Source organism: Endozoicomonas sp. GU-1, from assembly GCF_027366395.1.
GTDB lineage: Bacteria > Pseudomonadota > Gammaproteobacteria > Pseudomonadales > Endozoicomonadaceae > Endozoicomonas.
The window spans coordinates 4,654,291-4,673,500 of record NZ_CP114771.1 but is presented as its reverse complement, the minus strand read 5'-3'; the positions used below and the strand labels follow the sequence as shown (position 1 = coordinate 4,673,500).

Genomic DNA, 19,210 nt, shown 5'->3' with positions numbered 1-19,210 from the left:
GTACTTAAGGAGCAACAAGCTTAATGGGTTGGTAATATCGGAACTCAAGGGCTCTGCCCTGATGGGTGTACAAATGTTTCATAAGCTCCTTGCCACACATAATTTGTACCCCCATTGCCATACTTTCAAAGGGGATGCCGGATTCAGTGACCGCAGGCACCCGGAAGGTATGGCATATTTGGCCACCCTTCCAGAGCAGGATGGACACCTTATTGGAATAACCATTTTGTTGGATTTCAATCTTGTCCGGTTGCTTTTCCCTGAATCGGTTCATCACCTGCTCTAACCTTCTTTGCGCCTTTGCTCTGTTGCCAGTAGTATCGAAAAAATGCAAATTGGCAGTCGTGGCCCCCCCCTTTTGATAAATCAACTAATATTCTGATTGCCTTTCTGGCATGAGGACTTGTGAACGCTCGCTGCCCGAACAATATTTCAGTAATTACGTGCCAGTCAGAATAGCTTTTATCATAGTTTGAGTGATAGAACTCTCCAGAGGCTTCCAGAGCAACAACGTGCAAGAATTTTCCCAGTTCCTTCTTGCGTTCCTCTTTGGTTAATCCTTTTCCAGCTTTATCTGGCGTTTCGTCAATCTCTACAGCCCGGCAATCGTCTCCGTCATCACAACCGCTGACAGGTGCCGCTGAGGTGGCGGCAGGTTGCCCGTTGTCAGTGCCATCCATCTTGGCAAGCAATGAGACAAATTCTTGCGAACAATAGCCGAGGGACTGACCGGAAATCCTTAATAAAGTGACAAACCCCTCCAGCTCTTCCAAACCCCATTGCTGGGGTGGTAATGGCGAAAGCAGGTGTTGATAGGCTGTCATAAATTCGGAAGAAAACCGGACATTAAGGACAGCCTCAAAAAGCATGCGATGCCAATAATTTTCAGCATCCGACCCCGGACTTATTGCCATTGTGTCCGTTACGACAGAATTGATCAGTTCCAGGGTTTGCAGGTGTAAACCGCGGTCTGATGCTGACATGCTTGCCGATCGACCAATCAGTGCTGAGAGTCTGTCTATATAATGCTGCATTACAGCAGGCTTGTGTTTTCCCTGGCGTCGGACAATCAACTCAGCAGTGTGGGCACACTCTTCAAGCTCTGCCAACACGGCGGTACTCTGCCTGCTCACCAGGTGTTCAGGGCTGACATTTTTGCAAAGCTGGTCAGTCAGGTGTGACATTACACCCTGGTCCAACTCACTGGACAAAATGGTTAAACCAACATTATGCAACAAATCCTGCATTACCGGTGTGAATTCACAAAAAAGCCGTTTGATATTGCCCGTAAACTGTTCATAAAAGCTGTCAGCTCCGCCACGGCTGCGGATGCTAAAACAGGTTTTCAATTGATCCACCAGTGCTTTTTTTTGTTGTTCAACATAATATGAAAACTGAAAGGAAATCCTTTTTTTCACATAATCCAACGTTTTCATTTCTTCAGTGAAGAAATCGCATTCATTGATAAGTTTATATAATTCGCCTATTTCCTTGAGAGACTCTTCAGTTGGGGGGCCATCTAATAATGGTTTGATCTTTTCCAGGTAGATGAAAAACTCGGGAGAGGCTTTCTTCCCCGTTTCCACACAACCTCTGACACCATCTCTGACAATGGCGAGGTTATACTCTGATACGCTTCGCTGTAATGGTTCAGTGCCGGGTGGCGCATAACTGGCTGGTAAACCGGGAGGATCAGCATGGGCCCTGACATCACGCCCCGCTCTGACCCCGGATGTTTCAGCACGCTCAGACGATGCTGTTCTTTGATCGCCTCTACACGGCGCAGCAGCACTGCCATGCAAATACACAGGATTATCCTCACTATTTATGTTCCAGGAGGCTTAGTCCAAGAATACCGTTAGATAACATAGACGGGAATAAGTTCAATCAGCCCGAATGACTCTGTTGATCAAATAGCCTAATTAGCACATAAGCCTTTCCAAAGGCCATTAATGGGATCGTAGCCGCAGTCATTTCCCTGAATGTCTTTCTTTAATATTTCAAATTTAACGATGGGATCAAAATCAAGTGCCTTAACGTAATCGTAATGTTCATCTAAATTGGTAAACCAGCGCAGTTGGCCTCGCTCCGGATACTTGCTTCCTCTTCCCTGGGCAAAATACCATTGCTGAGAACCAGCACCGGGCAGACAGTGTTGCAATGTCAGTTTGCCCGCTGACCAGCTTAAGCAGAACTGCTCCCCGGCCTGTTTGTTAAACAGTTTTTTGGACACCAGGTCATAGCGCCAGACCTGATGACTGATGGATTGACAGGCAGTTACCTGAACCTTTGCCCCACCAAAACAGTCGTACTGCCCAACACTGTCCATGTGACATTGCGTGACCGCAAGACAATGATTGTTGCTGAAATCACCAAGCCGCAACTCTTCAGTCAGCTTTGTTGGGTTTACCTGCCATGGCCAGTGGCCTGACCAATGCCAGGACTGAACTTCCTGTTGTTTCAGTGCCTCTTCACCAACTTCAAATCCTGCACACTCAACCCTGCCGGTAAAAGGGCTCAGATAACATTGATCATCTCCTGTTTCAGAGTCAGTAAAGTGGAACGAGACCGGTGAAGTATCCGTATCACTTTGCAAGAGTGCTACAAACGCAAGAGGGTCAAAATAATCAGCCCGGCTGTAAAGATGGTCCTGTTGATTAAAAAACCATAGCTGTTGCAAACTTGCTGGTTGGCAAACATCCATGGCCAGATGTTTCGACAACCGGGTCAAACATAGATCAGCACTTCTTTCCAATGAGTGAATTCGTTTCTTTTGGAAGTCAAACTTCCACCTCTGCTCCGGTTGTTTTTCATCACAGACCCCGAACGTTATCCTGTTGCTATTCACACAGTCATCCGTCAGCCGGCTGTCTTCAGAGCTGCAGCCTTCCTGCTCGTCCATTACCACCAGACACTGGCCTGTATCTTTTTGTTTTAACAGAAAGTTACTGGCATAAATCGGAGGTTTAACAGCATCCATTCCATAGGCATTATTGCCGGGGGTCATGATCAATAGATAGACACATATCGGGTATAAAGACCTGTAGGCTGAGCTGAGAGTCATGTGTATCCCCAAAATTTATTTCAATAAAAATTACGCGAACCATTATTAACCCATGCAACAGAACATCTGGATTTCTCTATTTTTATTGGCCGTAATCCTGAAAAATAAAGACCGAAAAACCAGAAAACCCCGCAAAGCGAGGTTTTCTGGTTTCAACTGGAATGATCTTGCTTGCTATTAGAATTGACCAGGAGATAAGGCAAATAGTTCCTCAGTTCCCGCAAGAGCGGCGGCCGCTGAACTTTCCAAGCGAGGCAGTAAACGCTTGAAATAATACCGGGCAGTCAGCTGCTTGGCTTCCAGCCAGGATTGGTCTTCACGGCCTTCAGCAAGCTGGCTCGCTGCTGTTTTCGCCATTAATGACCACATCCAGCCATAGGCAACGTAGGCAAAAGCATTCAGGTAATCAACACAGGCAGAATTAATGACATTGGGGTCATTTTTCGACTGCGCCAGAAGTTTGCGCGTCAGCTCCTCAAGCTTATCAACCGCAGCCAACAGCTCTTTAGCAAATTCATCATTAGCGTCCACTGAGCCCCGAACTTCACTCAGGAATGTTTCCAGGTAGGCTCCACCGCTCAGGGCAATTTTACGTCCGAGCAGATCCAGCGCCTGAATACCGTTGGTTCCTTCGTAAATCTGGGTGATGCGCACATCCCTGACCAGTTGTTCCTGGCCCCACTCACGAATAAAACCATGACCACCAAACACCTGCTGACCGGCAACACAGCTTTCCAGCCCGGCATCGGTTAAAAAGGCTTTCACAACGGGAGTTAACAACGCCACCAGGGCAGAAGCCTTCTCTTTTTCATGGTCATCCTGACTGAACTTGGCAATATCCAGTTGTTTGGCCACATAGGTGGAGAAAGCCCGGCCGCCTTCATTCAGGGCTTTCATATTCAATAGCATCCGCCGGATATCCCCATGCACCATTAATGGGTCCGCCGCTTTATCTTTTTGCACAGCGCCACTGGCGGCACGTCCCTGGATGCGATCCTGAGCATATTCGAGTGCGTTCTGGTAGGACATCTCACTGCTGCCAAGCCCCTGAATCCCCACAAACAGGCGCTCGTAGTTCATCATGGTAAACATGGCATTCAGGCCTTTATTCAGTTCTCCCACCAGATAGCCTTTGGCCCCATCAAAATTCATGACACAGGTGGCGGAGCCGTTAATGCCCATCTTGTGCTCAATGGAACCACAGGCAAGGGCATTTATTTCACCCAGAGATCCATCCTCATTCACCAATACCTTAGGTACCAGAAACAGTGAGATGCCTTTAGGCCCGGGAGGTGCATCCGGCAGCTTGGCCAGCACCAGGTGGATAATGTTCTCAGTAAGATCGTGCTCCCCACCGGTAATAAAGATTTTGGTACCGGTGATGGCGTAGCTGCCATCGCCATTGTCTTCCGCTTTGGTACGGATGATGCCAAGATCGGTGCCCGCATGGGGTTCCGTCAGACACATGGTACCCGCCCACTCACCGGAATACATTTGCGGCAGGTACGCTTCTTTTAACGCATCGGAGGCATGGGCATCAATGGCCAGACAGGCACCGGCCCCCAGGCTGGGGTAGAGAGTGAATGCCAGGCTGGCACTGCAGACCATTTCATCAAATTGGGCAGCCAGTACCTTGGGCATCCCCATACCACCGTAAACCGGGTTACCACCCAGCCCGCTCCAACCGCCTTCAGCGAACAGTTTATAGGCTTCTTTATAACCTTCCGGTGTGGTCACCTGACCGCTATCCCATTGACACCCTTCTTCGTCTCCCGGGCGGTTCAAAGGGGCAATGGTGCGAGAAGCCAGTTTGGCGGCTTCTTCCAGAATCGCATCTGCAGTTTCCTGATCCACCGTTTCACTGACAGCAGGCCACTGAGCCCACTGCTCAGCTACGTTGAATACGTCGTACATTACGAAGCGCATGTCGCGAAGGGGGGCTTTGTACTCGGCCATTACTCTCCACTCCTGGAATTTTCTTCTTACTATTGGAATACAGCCATTATGCCTTTGAGTTATACGCACAAGGACACAAAGTGGCTCATAGCTGTTTTACCGGCAGCCTGTCAGGTTTGAGCGTCCATAATGGTGTTGGTAATAAAAATGTCTGCTTCTGAAGAGAAGAGCGGGGCTACTTGACGAAGAAGCGGGAGACCCATTTATCGCACCGCACCAGGGCAGCTTTCAGTCACACAGGCTGTTGAGTTCCGTGACGCCATGTTACCTGAAGAGTCCCTGTGTTTCAGCAAAAGACTGTACTTGTGCTTCGTTGTCGTATTTAGAAATTAAAGAAAACCTCCACGCCGATGTAGCGATGATCAACGTCGAGTGACGTTTTCCGGTAAGGGGAAAAACTGGCAGCCGGAGGCATAATGCTTAACCGAATGGACAAGTTTTGTATTGTTCCCTCACCACTGTCACCACCGACCCACTCACTGATTTTGCCAACCGGGTCCAGCAGAAACAGTGCGGTAGAACCTAACACCCTGGAGCCCATCACCTCACGGTCATTGTCCAGAATTTTCTGTTTTTTCTGATAAGCCCATTCCCCATACAGCCACCCGCCGAGAGGAGTCACAATGATATCTTGAATGGATGGTGGCTCACACATCGCTTCAATGCCGTATTCATACAGGAAAGTGGACATCAAAAATGAATAAACAAACGAGTTCCACTGGTTATAGCCCGATGACCGGGCCATAACGTAGTACACACCACCAAAATAAGGGTGCCCGATATAATTGATGTACCATTTATCGGTGTCCCATACAGGCCCTGACCTGACATTGCTCCACCACTTTTTGATGGGCCTGATTTCCGATTTATCCCAGTTGGAAACACTTTCTGGTAACAGAGCGATCACTCCTAAAACCCCCAGCGCCAAACCAAACGTCACTTTGGTTTGGTACCAAAGTCTGGCCTGATTCTCTGCCGGTTTTTTATCGAATAGCGTGATGTCCCAACTTTGGTCTTTATCCCTCAAGAACCAGCGCCAGTCGTCAGAAGGCAATGGTGATTGCTGCACAAATGGTGGTGGGTGTTGGCTAAATACTTCTGCCTGACGGGTCAGATCATGATGCACAGCAGCCAGTGAAGGCCCTTGAGCAGGGTTGAAATCATCAGGAACAACAGGCGGCGATAATCCCGATAACAAAAAAAAGAAGGCAAGAAGAATTAACAGGCTTTTTATCGTTTGGGTATTCTTCTTCATGATGCGATATCAACACAGCGTGATTGCTGAATTCAGCTCCAAGGTCTTATAAGTAGTTAACCAAATGAAATTAAATTTTATAGACCATATTTTTATAGCTGGCAAAACAGTCAATGCGGCTAAAGACTGAGTTCAAACGCACCAAAAGAGTGAAAAAAGCAAGAACATCCTTTTTTACTGAGATCTTCATGAACATCCATCATAAATAAGTGCCAATTGCCGATAAAGTAAGCTAACTTAATTTAACCGTCTTCTTTTTGTTTGATCATTTGATCGGATCAAACTGTGTTGGTTCGATTGCTCGGTTCCGGAAGATAAGCTGTCCTGCAGTTCCGATATTGTTGACCAGATACTCAGGCATCTTATGCGATATCTTCTCGTCTTGATCACTGCAATCCTGCAGATTTTTTTTTCTACCTTGTTTAACCAGTTAGCCAGCAAATTGCTCAGACCTCGTGGTCGAATCATCTCCAGAAAAGAGCGTATCAAGCGCAGCTGGGTCAGAACGATCTGGCTGGTAGCAGGCACTCTCATGCTATTTAATCCGGCGCTCCCGGTGATTATGATTATTGCCTTACCCACTACTTTTCTGAGCTTTATGATTCTTGATGAAATGCGGTAATAATCTGCAAAAAAAAGGCTACCAACCGGTAGCCTCTCTGTTTATTGTTTTGCTTATGGCTGATTCACTTTCAGCCGGTCAGACCAGCGAATTAAACGTCGCCAAAATCATCCGCTTCCATGGCCATCAGGTTGTCGGCACCAGACTCAATGCACGCCTTGTGCATCTGGGCTCTTGGTAACAGACGCTGGAAGTAGAACTGTGCAGTCTGGATTTTAGCCTTATAGAACCCTTCTTCAGTGGTACCATTTGCCAGGGCTTCTTTTGCCGTCAGTGCCATCCGGGCCCAGAAGTACGCCAGGCAGGCGTAACCGGAGTACATCAGGTAGTCAACGGAAGCTGCCCCGATTTCTTCCCGGTTCTGCATGGCCTTCATACCAATCTGCATGGTCAGATCGCCCCACTCCTTATTCATGGCAGCCAGCGGCTTGATAAACTCCTGAAGTTCTTCATTGTCTGCCTGAGCCTGACAGAACTTATGAACCATCTTGGTGAAGGGCTTCATGGTAGCCCCCTGAGTCATCAGGACTTTACGACCCAGCAGGTCCAGCGCCTGAATACCCGTGGTTCCCTCATAGAGCATGGAGATACGGCAATCACGAACATTCTGCTCCATCCCCCACTCACTGATAAAGCCATGGCCACCATAGCATTGCACACCATGGTTAGCGGCTTCAAACCCGGTCTCGGTCATGAACGCCTTAACAATAGGCGTCAGGAAACTCATTTCCAGGTCAGCCTGCTTCCGGACTTCTTCATCAGGACTCCTCACCAGGTCAGCCATTTGTGCCACGTAGTAAACCAGTGCCCGGTTACCTTCCGTCAGTGCCTTGATGGTCAACAGCATACGGCGAACATCCGGGTGGACAATGATCGGGTCGGCAGGGCCATCAGGATTCTTCGGACCGGAAAGTGAACGCATCTGCAGACGGTCACGGGCATATCGAACAGCACCCTGATAAGCGATTTCTGCATGGGCAAGCCCCTGAATACCGGTGCCCAGACGGGCAGAGTTCATAAAGGTGAACATATAGTTCAAACCTTTATTGGGCTCACCAATCAGATAACCGGTGGCTTCATCAAAGTTCATCACACAGGTGGCGTTACCATGGATACCCATCTTATGCTCAATGGAACCACAGCTGACACCATTTGTTTCACCCGGAGCATCCGGGCGATGACGGGGAATAATAAACAGGGAGATACCTTTGGTGCCTTCAGGTGCCCCCGGCAGACGGGCAATAACGATATGAACAATATTCTCTGCCATATCGTGCTCTCCGGAGGAGATAAAGATTTTCGTGCCGGTAATACGATAAGTGCCGTCTTCCTGGGGTACGGCTTTGGTTTTCAGCATACCCAGATCAGTACCGCAGTGAGGCTCAGTCAGACACATCGTACCGGTCCACTCACCGGAAATCAGGCGGGTAAGGTACGTTTCTTTTTGCTCGTGGGTACCATGGGCTTCCAGAGTATTCATTGCGCCATGGCTCAGCCCGGGATACATCCCCCAGGACCAGTTCGATTCCCCCATCATTTCACTGAGCACCAGGCCCAGCGAAGCAGGGAGACCCTGACCACCATGCTCAGCATCGCTGGACAGCGATGGCCAGCCACCTTCAACAAACTGCTGATAGGCTTCTTTAAATCCAGTGGGAGTTTTAACGCCTTCTGGTGTCCAGGTACAACCTTCCTCATCACCCACACGATTCAGCGGTGAAAGTACCTGTTCACAGAATTTGGCACCTTCCTCCAGGATGGCGTCCACCATATCCGGAGTGGCATCCTGGCCTTGAGGGAGGTTTGCGTAGTGTTCCTCATAGCCCAGAACTTCATTACGGACAAAGCGGATATCTCGCAGGGGGGCTTTATATTCTGGCATGATGCATCCTCGATATTCTTTTACTTATGGATAAAGATGAGTGTAGCACGATTCAAACAACTGTTTGAAACTTACGTTTAGATCGAATAAATGTCAATACATGCCAGCAAAAGTTATTACGGGTGAATTCAAGTCAATCAAGCCAATGGTGAAATATCCAGATACCCGGCGACCTGACTGGCACTGGTCTCCTCAAGAAAGGGCACCACACCAAGACAGGGTGCTGGAATCAGGCTTTTCAGTGTATCCAGATTGTCATCATAACGGCTCATATCAGGATCCACCTGATTCGCCACCCAGCCTGCCAGCCTGACACCATCACGGAGAATCGCTTCAACGGTAAGCAAGGCATGGCTGATACAGCCCAGTTTCATGCCAACCACCAAAATGGCAGGAGTATTCAACGCTTTTGCCAGTCCGCTGATCATCTCCCGTGAGTTCAGGGGGACCCGCCAGCCACCAGCGCATTCGATTAGAGCCAGATCATTTTTTTGCATCAAGGCTCCACGGCTGTAGCCCACAAGTCGATCCAGGGTCATACGAACACCGGCTTCCTGCGCCGCAATATGGGGGGCAATGGCAGGTGCCAGAGCCAGGGGGTTTACCTGTTCGTAAGGTAGAACAAGCGTCATGGCTTCCATCAATGCCAATGCATCGTCGTTTCTCAGGCCGTTTTCACTGTGCTGACATCCTGCAGACACCGGTTTTAAGGCCAGCGTCGTTAACCCTGTTAAGCGCGCTGCCTCAAGCAGTCCACAGGTGACGACGGTTTTCCCGGCATCCGTATCCGTACCGGTGACAAAATAAGTTTTTCCCATTTTCTACTCTTCACACACTGGCTTCTGCAAGACGCCGTAAAGAACCTGATAGGTCAAAGGCAACCCTTCAGGCTGTCGTATTTGTTCATAAGCCTGTTGCAACGCTTCAAGCTTCCGTCGGGTCACCAGGCCACCTTTGTCCGCCAATACGGTATTTACCCCCAGAGCCTTTAAACTGCGCAACAGGGAGATCACATCGGGATAGAACAGTGTTTCAGGCTTCAGAGAGAACGCCTGGCAAACCAGATTACTGGCGTTCAAACGCTGTTTCTGAGTATCAAAACTGTCAAAGTGGTTAACCCGATTATCTTCCCCCGCCAGACGCCATGCATTATCCAGCTCTGCCAGGCTGCCTTCAGCCAGGGTAGAAAGACAAAAGTCCCACCAGGCTTCAGTACTCTGCACACCTCGCCAAGCACCTGCTCAAAGTTGCACCATTGAATAGCCAGGCTGGAATAGATCAGATCCACAGCACCGGACTGCAAGGGCATGGACTCAATATCACCAGAGCACCAGTCAACCCGGGGATGGCTGGTATTGTGCCGGGCAAATTGCAGCATCCCCATGGCCAGGTCCATACCAATAATCACGGCATGGTCATATCGTTCAGCCAGCGTCAGTGTGTGCAAACCGGTTCCGGTACCCAGGTCAAGAATACGGTGGGAGTTTAACGCTTTTGAGCCTGGCTGCTCTGAGCTGAGCCGGGCCGGTAATCCCAGCATCGTCCGGGCAGCGACCCGCTTCTGTAATATGGCCGCCTGATCATAACTGTCAGCAGCCCGGCTAAAATTTTCAGCGATACGCTGCTTTACCCGAGCGTTTGCCCGGTCTGTTGTCACGCTGATGGCAGAGGAGGCAGGCCGAAGACCTGCCATGCCACCGGCAACCTCATTATGGACAGGGATCGAACTCATGTTCCGACATCCCCGCTGGACAGCCGCCGCACCTCACTGATCACCGGCTCGGGATCATCCATAAAGAAACAATGCCCGCCATCAAGCACCTGAACCCGATGCTTGGCAAACGCCTGCTCAATGGCATCGGCTGCCCCCACTGGAACAAGGGCATCGTCTTTACCAAACAGATGGGTCACCGGGCAGCGAATATCACCAAATACGGAACGAAGATCACTCTTGCCCAGTATGCCCAGCAGGCTTAGCAAGGTGCTGTCTTCGGCCTGATGATCAAGGTCAGCATCAGACAGTAGTGCCTGCAGGGCTTTCGATAGCTCTTTCCGCCGTGGACTGCCGGAGCTGCACAGCAGAACAAACTGTTGCAGCGTCTTGTCACGGGACTGGGACATGCCTTGATAAAAACTGGCAAACAGCGTCGGATCCATTGCCTGCTGCCAGCTGTCACTCTGCACAAAACAGGCATTCGCCCCCAGGTTAACGACAGCGGCCACATTATCCGGATACCGGCTGGCATACAGCGCTGCCAGCATTCCGCCTAGCGACCATCCCACCAGCACCGCAGGCTTCTCAAACAGCTGGTGATCCAGATAAGTCAGCAATGAGTGCCAGTCATGGCTGGTTTTATACGCTTGTGACTCACGCACCAAACCTGGCAACTCGACAATGGAAACCCGGCGATGGTCAACATCCAGGGCGTCCGCCAGTGACGCCATGGCACCGGCTGGCATGGCCCAGCCACTGATTAAAACAATCGGGTAGTTACTCATCAGGACAACACTCCTGTCATCGATAAAGATGCGGTGGCAGGTTGATCAGAAACGTCTGCAACACCTGTCGACTGTGCAGCCATTTTAAGCGCATCCAACAGGCGATCAACATGATGCAACTTATGGGATGCACTGAAGGTAATACGTAATCGGGAAGATCCTTCAGGCACCGTCGGAGGACGGATTGCCGTGACCAGTATCCCCTGCTCAGACAACCGGCGGCTTATGGCCACCGCCCGTCTTGCACAACCAAGCAGCAACGGTTGTATCGGTGTTGATGACGGCATCAGAGGCAACCCCAGCTGCTCACAACCGGACCTGAAATAGTGAATCAGTGTCTGCAAATGTTCCCTGCGCCACTGTTGTTCCCGTAGCAGCTTCAGGCTGGTCAGGGTCGCCGACGCCACCGCCGGTGGCATGGACGTGGTATAGATATAAGTCCGGGCAAATTGAATAAGCGTCTCAATCAAAGCGTCACTGCCCGCCACAAATGCACCATAAGTTCCAAACGCTTTGCCCAATGTCCCCACCAGCACCGGCAGATGTTTCTGATCCAAGCCATAGGCTTCGGCAACACCACCGCCATTAGCTCCCAGGCAACCAAAACCGTGGGCATCGTCCACCATCAGCCAGGCCTGGTGTTGCTCAGCAAGATCCGACAGCGCCTTTACCGGCGCAACATCGCCATCCATGCTGAACACCCCATCCGTTACGATCAATTTGCGTCGGGCATGGGTTTTCTGAAGTCGGTTAGTGAGGTTATCCACATCATTATGCAGGTAACGCTGAAACCGGGCACCAGACAACCGTCCGGCATCCAGTAATGAGGCATGGTTCAGGCGATCCTGAAACACCGCATCCTGCTTACCCAACAAGGCACTGATCACGCCCAGGTTAGCCATATAGCCGTTGGCAAACAGCAGCACACGCTCTCTGCCGGTGAATTCCGCAAGTGCGTCTTCCAGCTGATGATGCGCCCGGCTGTGTCCCACCACCAGATGGGAAGCACCGCCACCGAGCCCATAGTGATCCGTTGCCTGTCGAAAGCTTGCGATAACATCGGGATGGTTTGCCAGGCCGAGGTAATCATTGCTGCAGAAGGCAAGACAGCGGTGGCCATTGATAATGACCTCAGGCCCCTGGGGCGAGTACAGGGTTTGCCGACGGCGATAGAGGCCAGCAGCATGGCGGGCCTCAAGCTCCTGTTCCAGATTAAAGCTCATCAGCCATGACCAGCCATGTTTCGATCCGACTGGCTGGCCATGGCATCGTAGTAATGGTCATTGCTTTTTTCAGCGTCGTACATCGCTTTGATCGGGCACTGTTCAGGAGGCTGCACCGCGGATTGCTCACCCCAATCATGCCCTTGATTAATGCCAAGCTTGGCAAACAGCTGCCGGTCCTTATTCGCCTCAGGGTTCGCGGTGGTCAGCAGTTTATCGCCAAGGAAAATTGAGTTGGCCCCCGCCAGAAAGGCCAGCGCCTGAAGCTCATCACTCATCTGCTCACGCCCGGCCGACAGACGAACGTTGGACGCTGGCATCATAATTTTGGCCACGGCGATGGTACGGACAAAATCAATACCATCCACCGCCTCAGCGTCTGCCAATGGCGTGCCAGCGACTTTCACCAGCATATTGATGGGCACACTCTCCGGATGCTTCGGCATATTGGCCAGCTGAACCAGCATCCCGGCACGATCGCGCTCGTTTTCACCCAGGCCCACAATGCCACCACTGCAGACATTCATCCCCGCCTCTCGGACAAACGCCAGAGTATTCAGCCGGTCAGCATAAGTTCGGGTGGTAATGATGTTGCCATAGAACTCTGGCGAGGTATCCAGATTGTGGTTGTAGTAATCCAGTCCTGCCCCGGCCAGCTCTGTGGCCTGATCTTCACTCAGCATGCCCAGGGTCATGCAGGACTCAAGACCCAGTGCTTTCACCCCCTTAATCATTTCAATAATGTAAGGCATGTCTCTGGCGGGAGGATTTTTCCAGGCCGCCCCCATGCAGAAGCGGGTAGCACCGGAAGCCTTGGCGCTTCTGGCCTCCTCCAGTACCTTCTGCACCTCCATCAATTTTTCCTTTTCCAGACCGGTATTGTAGTGACCACTCTGGGGGCAATACTTACAGTCCTCCGGACAGGCACCCGTCTTGATCGACAGTAATGTGCTAACTTGCACCTGGTTTGGATCAAAATGTTCTCTGTGAGCCAGCTGGGCCTGAAAGATCAGATCATTGAACGGCTGTTGGAAAAGTGCCTCTACTTCTGACAGCGTCCAGTCATGACGAGCGACACTGTGGCCAAAAGAGCTGGGGGCATTTTCTGCTGGAGCTGAACTGGTATTGGACATGACATCCTCTGGGGGAGGGAACACCGATCACGGCAGGGAAGAAAACCCTTGTTAACGGAGACCTGAGATTTATTGTTTGAGTAAACAACCATGAAAATGAAATTACCAATAGAACGACATTTTCACAATAAAGATGCAAAAGATGATAACGGAATTACTGCCACCGTCAATCTATGAAATTCTTTAAGGTTTACAACTGGTCTAATTTTAAACAACAAGTACAGATCAAATGCATTCTTTGCCGGGGACATACCACGCTTGCCCAACCGCTTTGCCGATTATGCCTGGCAACATGCCCGGTCCCACTGTGCTTTTGCTCCTGCTGCGGCTTGCCCATTCAAGACAGCGACACGGGCATTTGTGGCCAGTGCCTGAAGCAACCGCCCTTATTTGACCACTGTCTTTCACCATTTTTGTACCAGTTTCCCGTCAACCGGATATTACAAATGGTGAAATACCAGTCCAGGCTGGAACTGATAAAACCAATGGCCGCATCCCTGGCTGAATGGTTGCTGGACTATTACCTTGATGATCAGTGGCCGGAAATCATATTGCCGGTACCACTGCACCGCAAACGCTTGCGGGAAAGAGGTTATGACCAGACGCTCCTGCTGACCAAAGCCCTGAAAAAACTGCTCAGTGTCAGAGACCTGGACATTGAACAACAGTTGATCAAAAGAACCATCCACTCTGTGCCACAGCAAAGCCTGGATGCCACCGCCCGACAAAAAAACATTCGCAACGCATACACTTTAAACGGCACCCCGCCGTGGCACCACGTTGCCTTAGTGGACGATGTGGTAACCACCGGTGCCACCGTCAATGAAATCACCCGACTGTTGAAAAAAAGTGGTGTAAAACGCGTGGATATATGGAGTGTTGCCAGAACACCGGAGAGCTGATGATTATTAAAGCTGCTCCCGAACAGCCTGCGAGTACTGCATTCAGGGTCATCATCCACATTCACTTCAAAGCAGAATTCCACCCGGCGTCAGTGGCCAGTCTTTACTATTGGTTATAGAATCCCCTCCACAGAACTCAGACTCCTTCGGAGGCCCGCATGAACACGCCTACTCAACATCCATACGACCAGCTGACGCCTGACCGGGCACTGGACGCCGTTGAGAGCGCAGGATTTCTGAGCGATGCCCGCATTATGGCCCTGAACAGCTATGAAAACCGGGTTTACCAGGTTGGCATTGAGGAAGGTGAACCCCTGATTGCAAAATTCTACCGCCCCGAACGCTGGTCAAAAGATCAGATTCAGGAGGAGCATCAGTTCACCCTGGATCTCAAGGCGATGGAACTGCCGGTGGTCGCCCCGATGGCTGACAAAAAAGGCAACACACTGCATGAATTTGCAGGCTTTCTGTTTGCCCTGTTTCCCCGTCAGGGTGGCCATGCACCGGAACTGGATAATCTGGATAACCTGCTGACCCTTGGCCGCACCCTGGGACGCATGCACAAGCTGGGATCAGCCAGTGACTTCCAACACCGCCCGGCGATCAGCTTGCAGCGATACGGCATCGATAATGTTGAATACCTGCTGGCAAACGACTTTATTCCCGCTTCTCTTCTGGAAGCCTACCAGACCCTGACCCGGGACCTGCTCCATCGCCTGGAACTGATGACGCAACAGCATAGGTGGCAATCCATTCGGGTCCACGGTGATTGCCACAGCGGCAATATTCTCTGGCGGAATGAGGCACCACACTTTGTTGACTTTGACGATACCTGTATGGCTCCGGCAATTCAGGATCTGTGGATGCTGTTATCCGGAGATCGCCAAGAGCAAACCCTGCAAATGGCCGAGATTCTGGAAGGTTACACAGAGTTTATGGATTTCAGCCCTTCTGAGCTGAACCTGGTGGAATATTTTCGTACCCTGCGACTGATCAACTACAGCGGCTGGCTGGCCAAGCGCTGGGATGATCCCGCCTTTCCCATGGCATTCACCTGGTTTAATACCGAACGGTACTGGGCAGAGCATATTCTGGAATTGCGGGAACAACTGGCCGCCCTGGACGAGCCACCACTGTCCGTCTTTGGACAGGTTTAAAAAAAAATCAGTCTTCCTCAAACCGGTAAGCATCCGGTGCCAGGTTCTCAAAGCGGGTGAACTGGCCAATAAACGCCAGTCGGCAGGTACCGATGGGACCATTCCGCTGCTTACCGATAATGATTTCAGCAACCCCTTTGTACTCGGTATCCGGGTTATACACCTCGTCCCGGTAGATAAACATGATCACGTCGGCGTCCTGCTCGATGGCGCCGGATTCACGCAGGTCGGAGTTGACCGGGCGCTTATTGGGTCGCTGCTCAAGAGAACGGTTCAACTGCGACAGGGCAATAACAGGAACATTGAACTCCTTGGCAATGGCTTTCAACGATCGGGAGATTTCCGAAATCTCATTGGTTCGCCCCTCACCAAAACCGGGAATCTGCATCAACTGCAGGTAGTCAATCATGATCAGGCCCAGGTCACCGTGTTCCCGCACCACCCGGCGAACCCGTGAGCGCATTTCCGAGGGGCTGATACCCGCCGTATCGTCAATAAACAGCTTCTTGTCTTTAATGCGCTCAACCGCCGACAACAGTTTTGGCCAGTCTTCTTCTTCCAGCTGACCACTTCTGACCTTGGACTGGTTGATCCTGCCCAGAGAAGAAAGCATACGCATCATCAACTGCTCACTGGGCATCTCCAGGCTGAATACCATAACGCCCTTCTCACTGTTCAACAGGGCATTTTCCACCAGGTTCATGGCAAACGTGGTCTTACCCATGGAGGGACGGGCAGCCACAATGACCATATCGGAAGGCTGCAGACCGGAGGTCATTTCATCCAGATCTTTAAAGCCGGTGGTGGTACCGGTAATGGCGTTACCGGCATTAAACATCTCATCAATTTTCTTGACGGTGTTTTCAAGAATCTCCCGCACCCCCATCGGGCCACCCGTGTTTGGGCGCTCTTCGGCAATATTGAACACCAGTCGTTCGGCTTCATCGAGAATCGCCTGACTGTCTTTCCCTTCGGGATTATAGGCACTGTCCGCAATCTTCTGGCCGGTATTGATCAACTTACGCAGTACCGAACGCTCAAAGATAATCTCCGCATAGGCGCGAATATTCGCCACACTGGGCACACTGCCCGCCAGCTCCGCCAGGTAAACCAGCCCGCCCACCTCATCCAGCTCACCCCGGTTTTCCAGAATCTCGGCAACCGTCAGAGGATCAAAAGGCTTGCTCTCATTGCTCAGTGTACTGATGGATGCATAGATACGCCGGTGCCCCGGATTGTAGAAGTCATCCGACGTCAGCTTATCCACCACCCGGTCCAGGGCCTGGTTATCCAGCATCAGCCCGCCGAGCACGGACTGCTCCGCTTCGATGGAGTGAGGGGGTGTTTTAATGGCAACCGTGGCTTCGTCGATGGGAAGCGCCAGCTCACGGGGACGTACATCCAGCATAGTGACGATCTGAGAAAAAAGATTAAATGATGATACGAATTCAGGAGGTAAAAATACAGCGACAATATCTTTTATGATCCTGTTCAAGCCATTGACTTCATTATCAGGTCTGTCGAACAAGGCTGCTGTATTTGCTGATTCAGCGGGCAGGCCGACTTCAGCGTCATAACAGGGATGTGGCAGGCAAGCCACTGAACAATGACCAGCCAGATCAGCGTTTAACCCCTTGCTTTTATCTTCTGACGCCTGACCCGCAACAAGTTCAGAAGAACCTCCCACATTCAAGTTTCAAGACCTGGCGCTGGTTTCTCGTCACTCTTTCAGTCTTGTACCTGGCTCATTTCATGGGCTGGTTCCTGCGTAGAAACACTCTGCCTGTTCATTCGTTCTCTGATTCCCTGAATACCCTGTGATACCGAGTTGACCGCAGCGCTTGCCAGTTCTTTACCACGAGTCAGTGGTTTCATCGCCAGCTTCTTACCACGCAATCCCTCCCGGTAACCGGTAATCCACTGATGGGTTGAATAGCCGGCAATCCCTAATCCCAATCCGCCCGCCAGCAGGGAACCTGTGGTAATTCCTCCCACCGTAGCGGCTGTTGATGCTGTAGCGTCTGTTGACACCGTGTCGGCTGCTGCCGCAACTGTTGGCTCTTTAGCGGCTGTTGATGCTGTAGTGGGTGTTGACTCTTTAGCGGCTGTTGACACGGTAGCGGCATTTACTGGGCAAAACGATAAATCCAACGCATCCCGAAATTCAGTTCTTAAAGAGCAATTGGCTGTTAACACACGTGGTGCTGCTTTTTGGCAAAGAAGCTGATAATTGGAGATAGATCCTGAACCCCTTTCAAAGCCATTGACACTGCTGTTCACCGCCTTGGTGTTGGTAACCGTTCCAAAATAAACCAAGCCCCCGATGCTGGCGCCTGCATCATTACCCGAAGTTTCGACCCTGCTGTTCACCGCCGTGGTGTTGGCAATCTTTCCGACAACCTCCCCCCCCGATGCCTGCGTATGCATAGTTACCCGAGGTTGTGACATTGCTGTCTACCGCCATGATGTTGGCAACCTTTCCTTTAACCAGCCCCCCCGATGCCTGCGTATGAATAGTTACCCCAGGTTGTGACATCGCTGTCTACCGCCATGATGTTGGCAACCATTCCTTCAACCAGCCCCCCCCCGATGCCAGCGTGATTTCCCGGACCTCTGGTGAGAATATGAACATCTTTCGCCCAGGTATCTCTGACAGTGCCACTATCATCAACAAGACAGGCTGCTAACCCGGTCGTCTTCTGGGAAATTATATTGGCACCAGTAAAGCGAAGGTTACTGATGTTGCCTTGCTGAGTGTCAACAAAACAGTCAGACAGGCCTCTGATGGTACGGCACTGCCCATTGTACTCCCCGGTGAATGGGCCGAGAATTTGCCAATGGGTATATGGTTATTGACAACAATATCCGCTGTCTGTTGATAGGTATCGTCCAGTGAATATACTCCACCAATCTTGCTCAAGTCTTCTGCATCATTAATATAAATCGTTTTCGAATTGGCATACTGAAAAGTACTGGCCAACGTGCCAATGGCAAGTAGTCCTTTGGTTCCCTCACCCCCTTGATAGCGGACCGTGGATGGCTGTTGAAGGGGTACTTCTTTTCGAGCCGGGTTCTTTATCCTGAGCCTCTTCCCGGGTTTCTTTTGATGTCTGTGGTAATTCCGGTTTTGCATCCGGCCCGGGCAAACCGCCTCCGGACCAGGCATTGGCCATATCTTTCACTATGAAAAGGATGGAACTCGGCGGCAGGATAGCTACTGTGACCAGTCGCACAAGATCTTCCACTGCTTTGCGGGAATTGAAACTGAGGCAAGGATCTTCCGTTGGAATCAATGATTTCGCAAATGCTTTACAAACAGCAACGCCATGGCCGAGCCAGGAACGTTCGATGCCATTCCCTGAACATTGGGAAGCACTGTCGCAAATTGGTTGCTGAGTGGGTTGCTGAATGGGTTGCTGAATCATAAACAGGGCTCTTGATGTTGTATTGCATAACAGTGCATTAGAACTGTGCACAAAAAATTACCGGGCACTCTCTTCGATCATGCGGTGTCGTA

At 50.9% G+C, this 19,210-nt stretch carries 18 protein-coding genes; 2 read left to right on the top strand and 16 right to left on the bottom strand.

The window, feature by feature from the left end; genetic code table 11:
• Window positions 1-4: 4 nt before the first annotated feature.
• From O3276_RS19330 to bioB, 12 genes are all read right to left on the bottom strand, one after another.
• A complete protein-coding gene (locus tag O3276_RS19330) occupies window positions 5-274 on the bottom strand; it encodes a hypothetical protein (protein ID WP_269672779.1) in 270 nt (89 codons plus the stop codon).
• A complete protein-coding gene (locus tag O3276_RS19325) occupies window positions 237-1,808 on the bottom strand; it encodes a hypothetical protein (RefSeq protein ID WP_269672778.1) in 1,572 nt (523 codons plus the stop codon). The genes O3276_RS19330 and O3276_RS19325 overlap by 38 nt, the downstream gene beginning before the upstream one ends.
• Window positions 1,809-1,918: 110 nt before the next feature.
• Window positions 1,919-3,064: a hypothetical protein gene (locus O3276_RS19320; RefSeq protein WP_269672777.1), complete on the bottom strand. Its 1,146-nt coding sequence runs from the start codon at window positions 3,062-3,064 to the stop codon at window positions 1,919-1,921.
• Between the two features lie 177 nt (window positions 3,065-3,241).
• A complete protein-coding gene (locus O3276_RS19315; protein WP_269672776.1) occupies window positions 3,242-5,020 on the bottom strand; it encodes an acyl-CoA dehydrogenase C-terminal domain-containing protein in 1,779 nt (592 codons plus the stop codon).
• Between the two features lie 322 nt (window positions 5,021-5,342).
• Entirely contained in the window at window positions 5,343-6,275 is a 933-nt protein-coding gene (locus tag O3276_RS19310; RefSeq protein ID WP_269672775.1) for a DUF3943 domain-containing protein, read from the bottom strand.
• Between the two features lie 713 nt (window positions 6,276-6,988).
• On the bottom strand, window positions 6,989-8,779 hold the full coding sequence (locus O3276_RS19305) for an acyl-CoA dehydrogenase C-terminal domain-containing protein (protein WP_269672774.1): 1,791 nt from the start codon (window positions 8,777-8,779) through the stop codon (window positions 6,989-6,991).
• Window positions 8,780-8,916: 137 nt separating this feature from the next.
• Window positions 8,917-9,597 (bottom strand): dethiobiotin synthase, encoded by a 681-nt coding sequence (bioD, locus tag O3276_RS19300; protein WP_269672773.1) that lies wholly within the window; start codon window positions 9,595-9,597, stop codon window positions 8,917-8,919.
• Window positions 9,598-9,600: 3 nt separating this feature from the next.
• Window positions 9,601-9,858 (bottom strand): methyltransferase domain-containing protein, encoded by a 258-nt coding sequence (locus O3276_RS19295; protein ID WP_269672772.1) that lies wholly within the window; start codon window positions 9,856-9,858, stop codon window positions 9,601-9,603.
• Entirely contained in the window at window positions 9,855-10,511 is a 657-nt protein-coding gene (locus O3276_RS19290; RefSeq protein ID WP_269672771.1) for a methyltransferase domain-containing protein, read from the bottom strand. Before O3276_RS19290 ends, O3276_RS19295 begins: the two co-directional genes overlap by 4 nt.
• Window positions 10,508-11,278, bottom strand: a complete 771-nt coding sequence (locus tag O3276_RS19285; protein ID WP_269672770.1) for an alpha/beta fold hydrolase — start codon at window positions 11,276-11,278, stop codon at window positions 10,508-10,510. The genes O3276_RS19290 and O3276_RS19285 overlap by 4 nt, the downstream gene beginning before the upstream one ends.
• Window positions 11,278-12,501 (bottom strand): 8-amino-7-oxononanoate synthase, encoded by a 1,224-nt coding sequence (gene bioF / locus O3276_RS19280; RefSeq protein WP_269672769.1) that lies wholly within the window; start codon window positions 12,499-12,501, stop codon window positions 11,278-11,280. The genes O3276_RS19285 and bioF overlap by 1 nt, the downstream gene beginning before the upstream one ends.
• Window positions 12,501-13,634: a biotin synthase BioB gene (bioB, locus tag O3276_RS19275; RefSeq protein ID WP_269672768.1), complete on the bottom strand. Its 1,134-nt coding sequence runs from the start codon at window positions 13,632-13,634 to the stop codon at window positions 12,501-12,503. Before bioB ends, bioF begins: the two co-directional genes overlap by 1 nt.
• 446 nt (window positions 13,635-14,080) lie before the next feature.
• Here bioB and O3276_RS19270 point away from each other — a divergent pair, with 446 nt between their 5' ends.
• Together O3276_RS19270 and O3276_RS19265 are read left to right on the top strand one after the other, a co-directional pair.
• Complete coding sequence (locus O3276_RS19270) at window positions 14,081-14,536, top strand: ComF family protein (RefSeq protein ID WP_269672767.1); 456 nt, start codon at window positions 14,081-14,083, stop codon at window positions 14,534-14,536.
• Between the two features lie 158 nt (window positions 14,537-14,694).
• Window positions 14,695-15,693 (top strand): SrkA family protein kinase, encoded by a 999-nt coding sequence (locus O3276_RS19265; RefSeq protein WP_269672766.1) that lies wholly within the window; start codon window positions 14,695-14,697, stop codon window positions 15,691-15,693.
• A gap of 7 nt (window positions 15,694-15,700) precedes the next feature.
• Here the strand turns inward: O3276_RS19265 and dnaB are convergent, their stop codons facing one another.
• The 4 genes from dnaB to O3276_RS19245 form a co-directional block, all read right to left on the bottom strand.
• Window positions 15,701-17,101: a replicative DNA helicase gene (gene dnaB, locus O3276_RS19260; protein WP_163372945.1), complete on the bottom strand. Its 1,401-nt coding sequence runs from the start codon at window positions 17,099-17,101 to the stop codon at window positions 15,701-15,703.
• Between the two features lie 320 nt (window positions 17,102-17,421).
• Window positions 17,422-18,141 (bottom strand): hypothetical protein, encoded by a 720-nt coding sequence (locus tag O3276_RS19255; RefSeq protein ID WP_269672765.1) that lies wholly within the window; start codon window positions 18,139-18,141, stop codon window positions 17,422-17,424.
• A 259-nt stretch (window positions 18,142-18,400) separates the two neighbouring features.
• On the bottom strand, window positions 18,401-18,613 hold the full coding sequence (locus O3276_RS19250; RefSeq protein ID WP_269672764.1) for a hypothetical protein: 213 nt from the start codon (window positions 18,611-18,613) through the stop codon (window positions 18,401-18,403).
• A 91-nt stretch (window positions 18,614-18,704) separates the two neighbouring features.
• A complete protein-coding gene (locus O3276_RS19245) occupies window positions 18,705-19,118 on the bottom strand; it encodes a hypothetical protein (protein ID WP_269672763.1) in 414 nt (137 codons plus the stop codon).
• Between the last annotated feature and the right edge of the window lie 92 nt (window positions 19,119-19,210).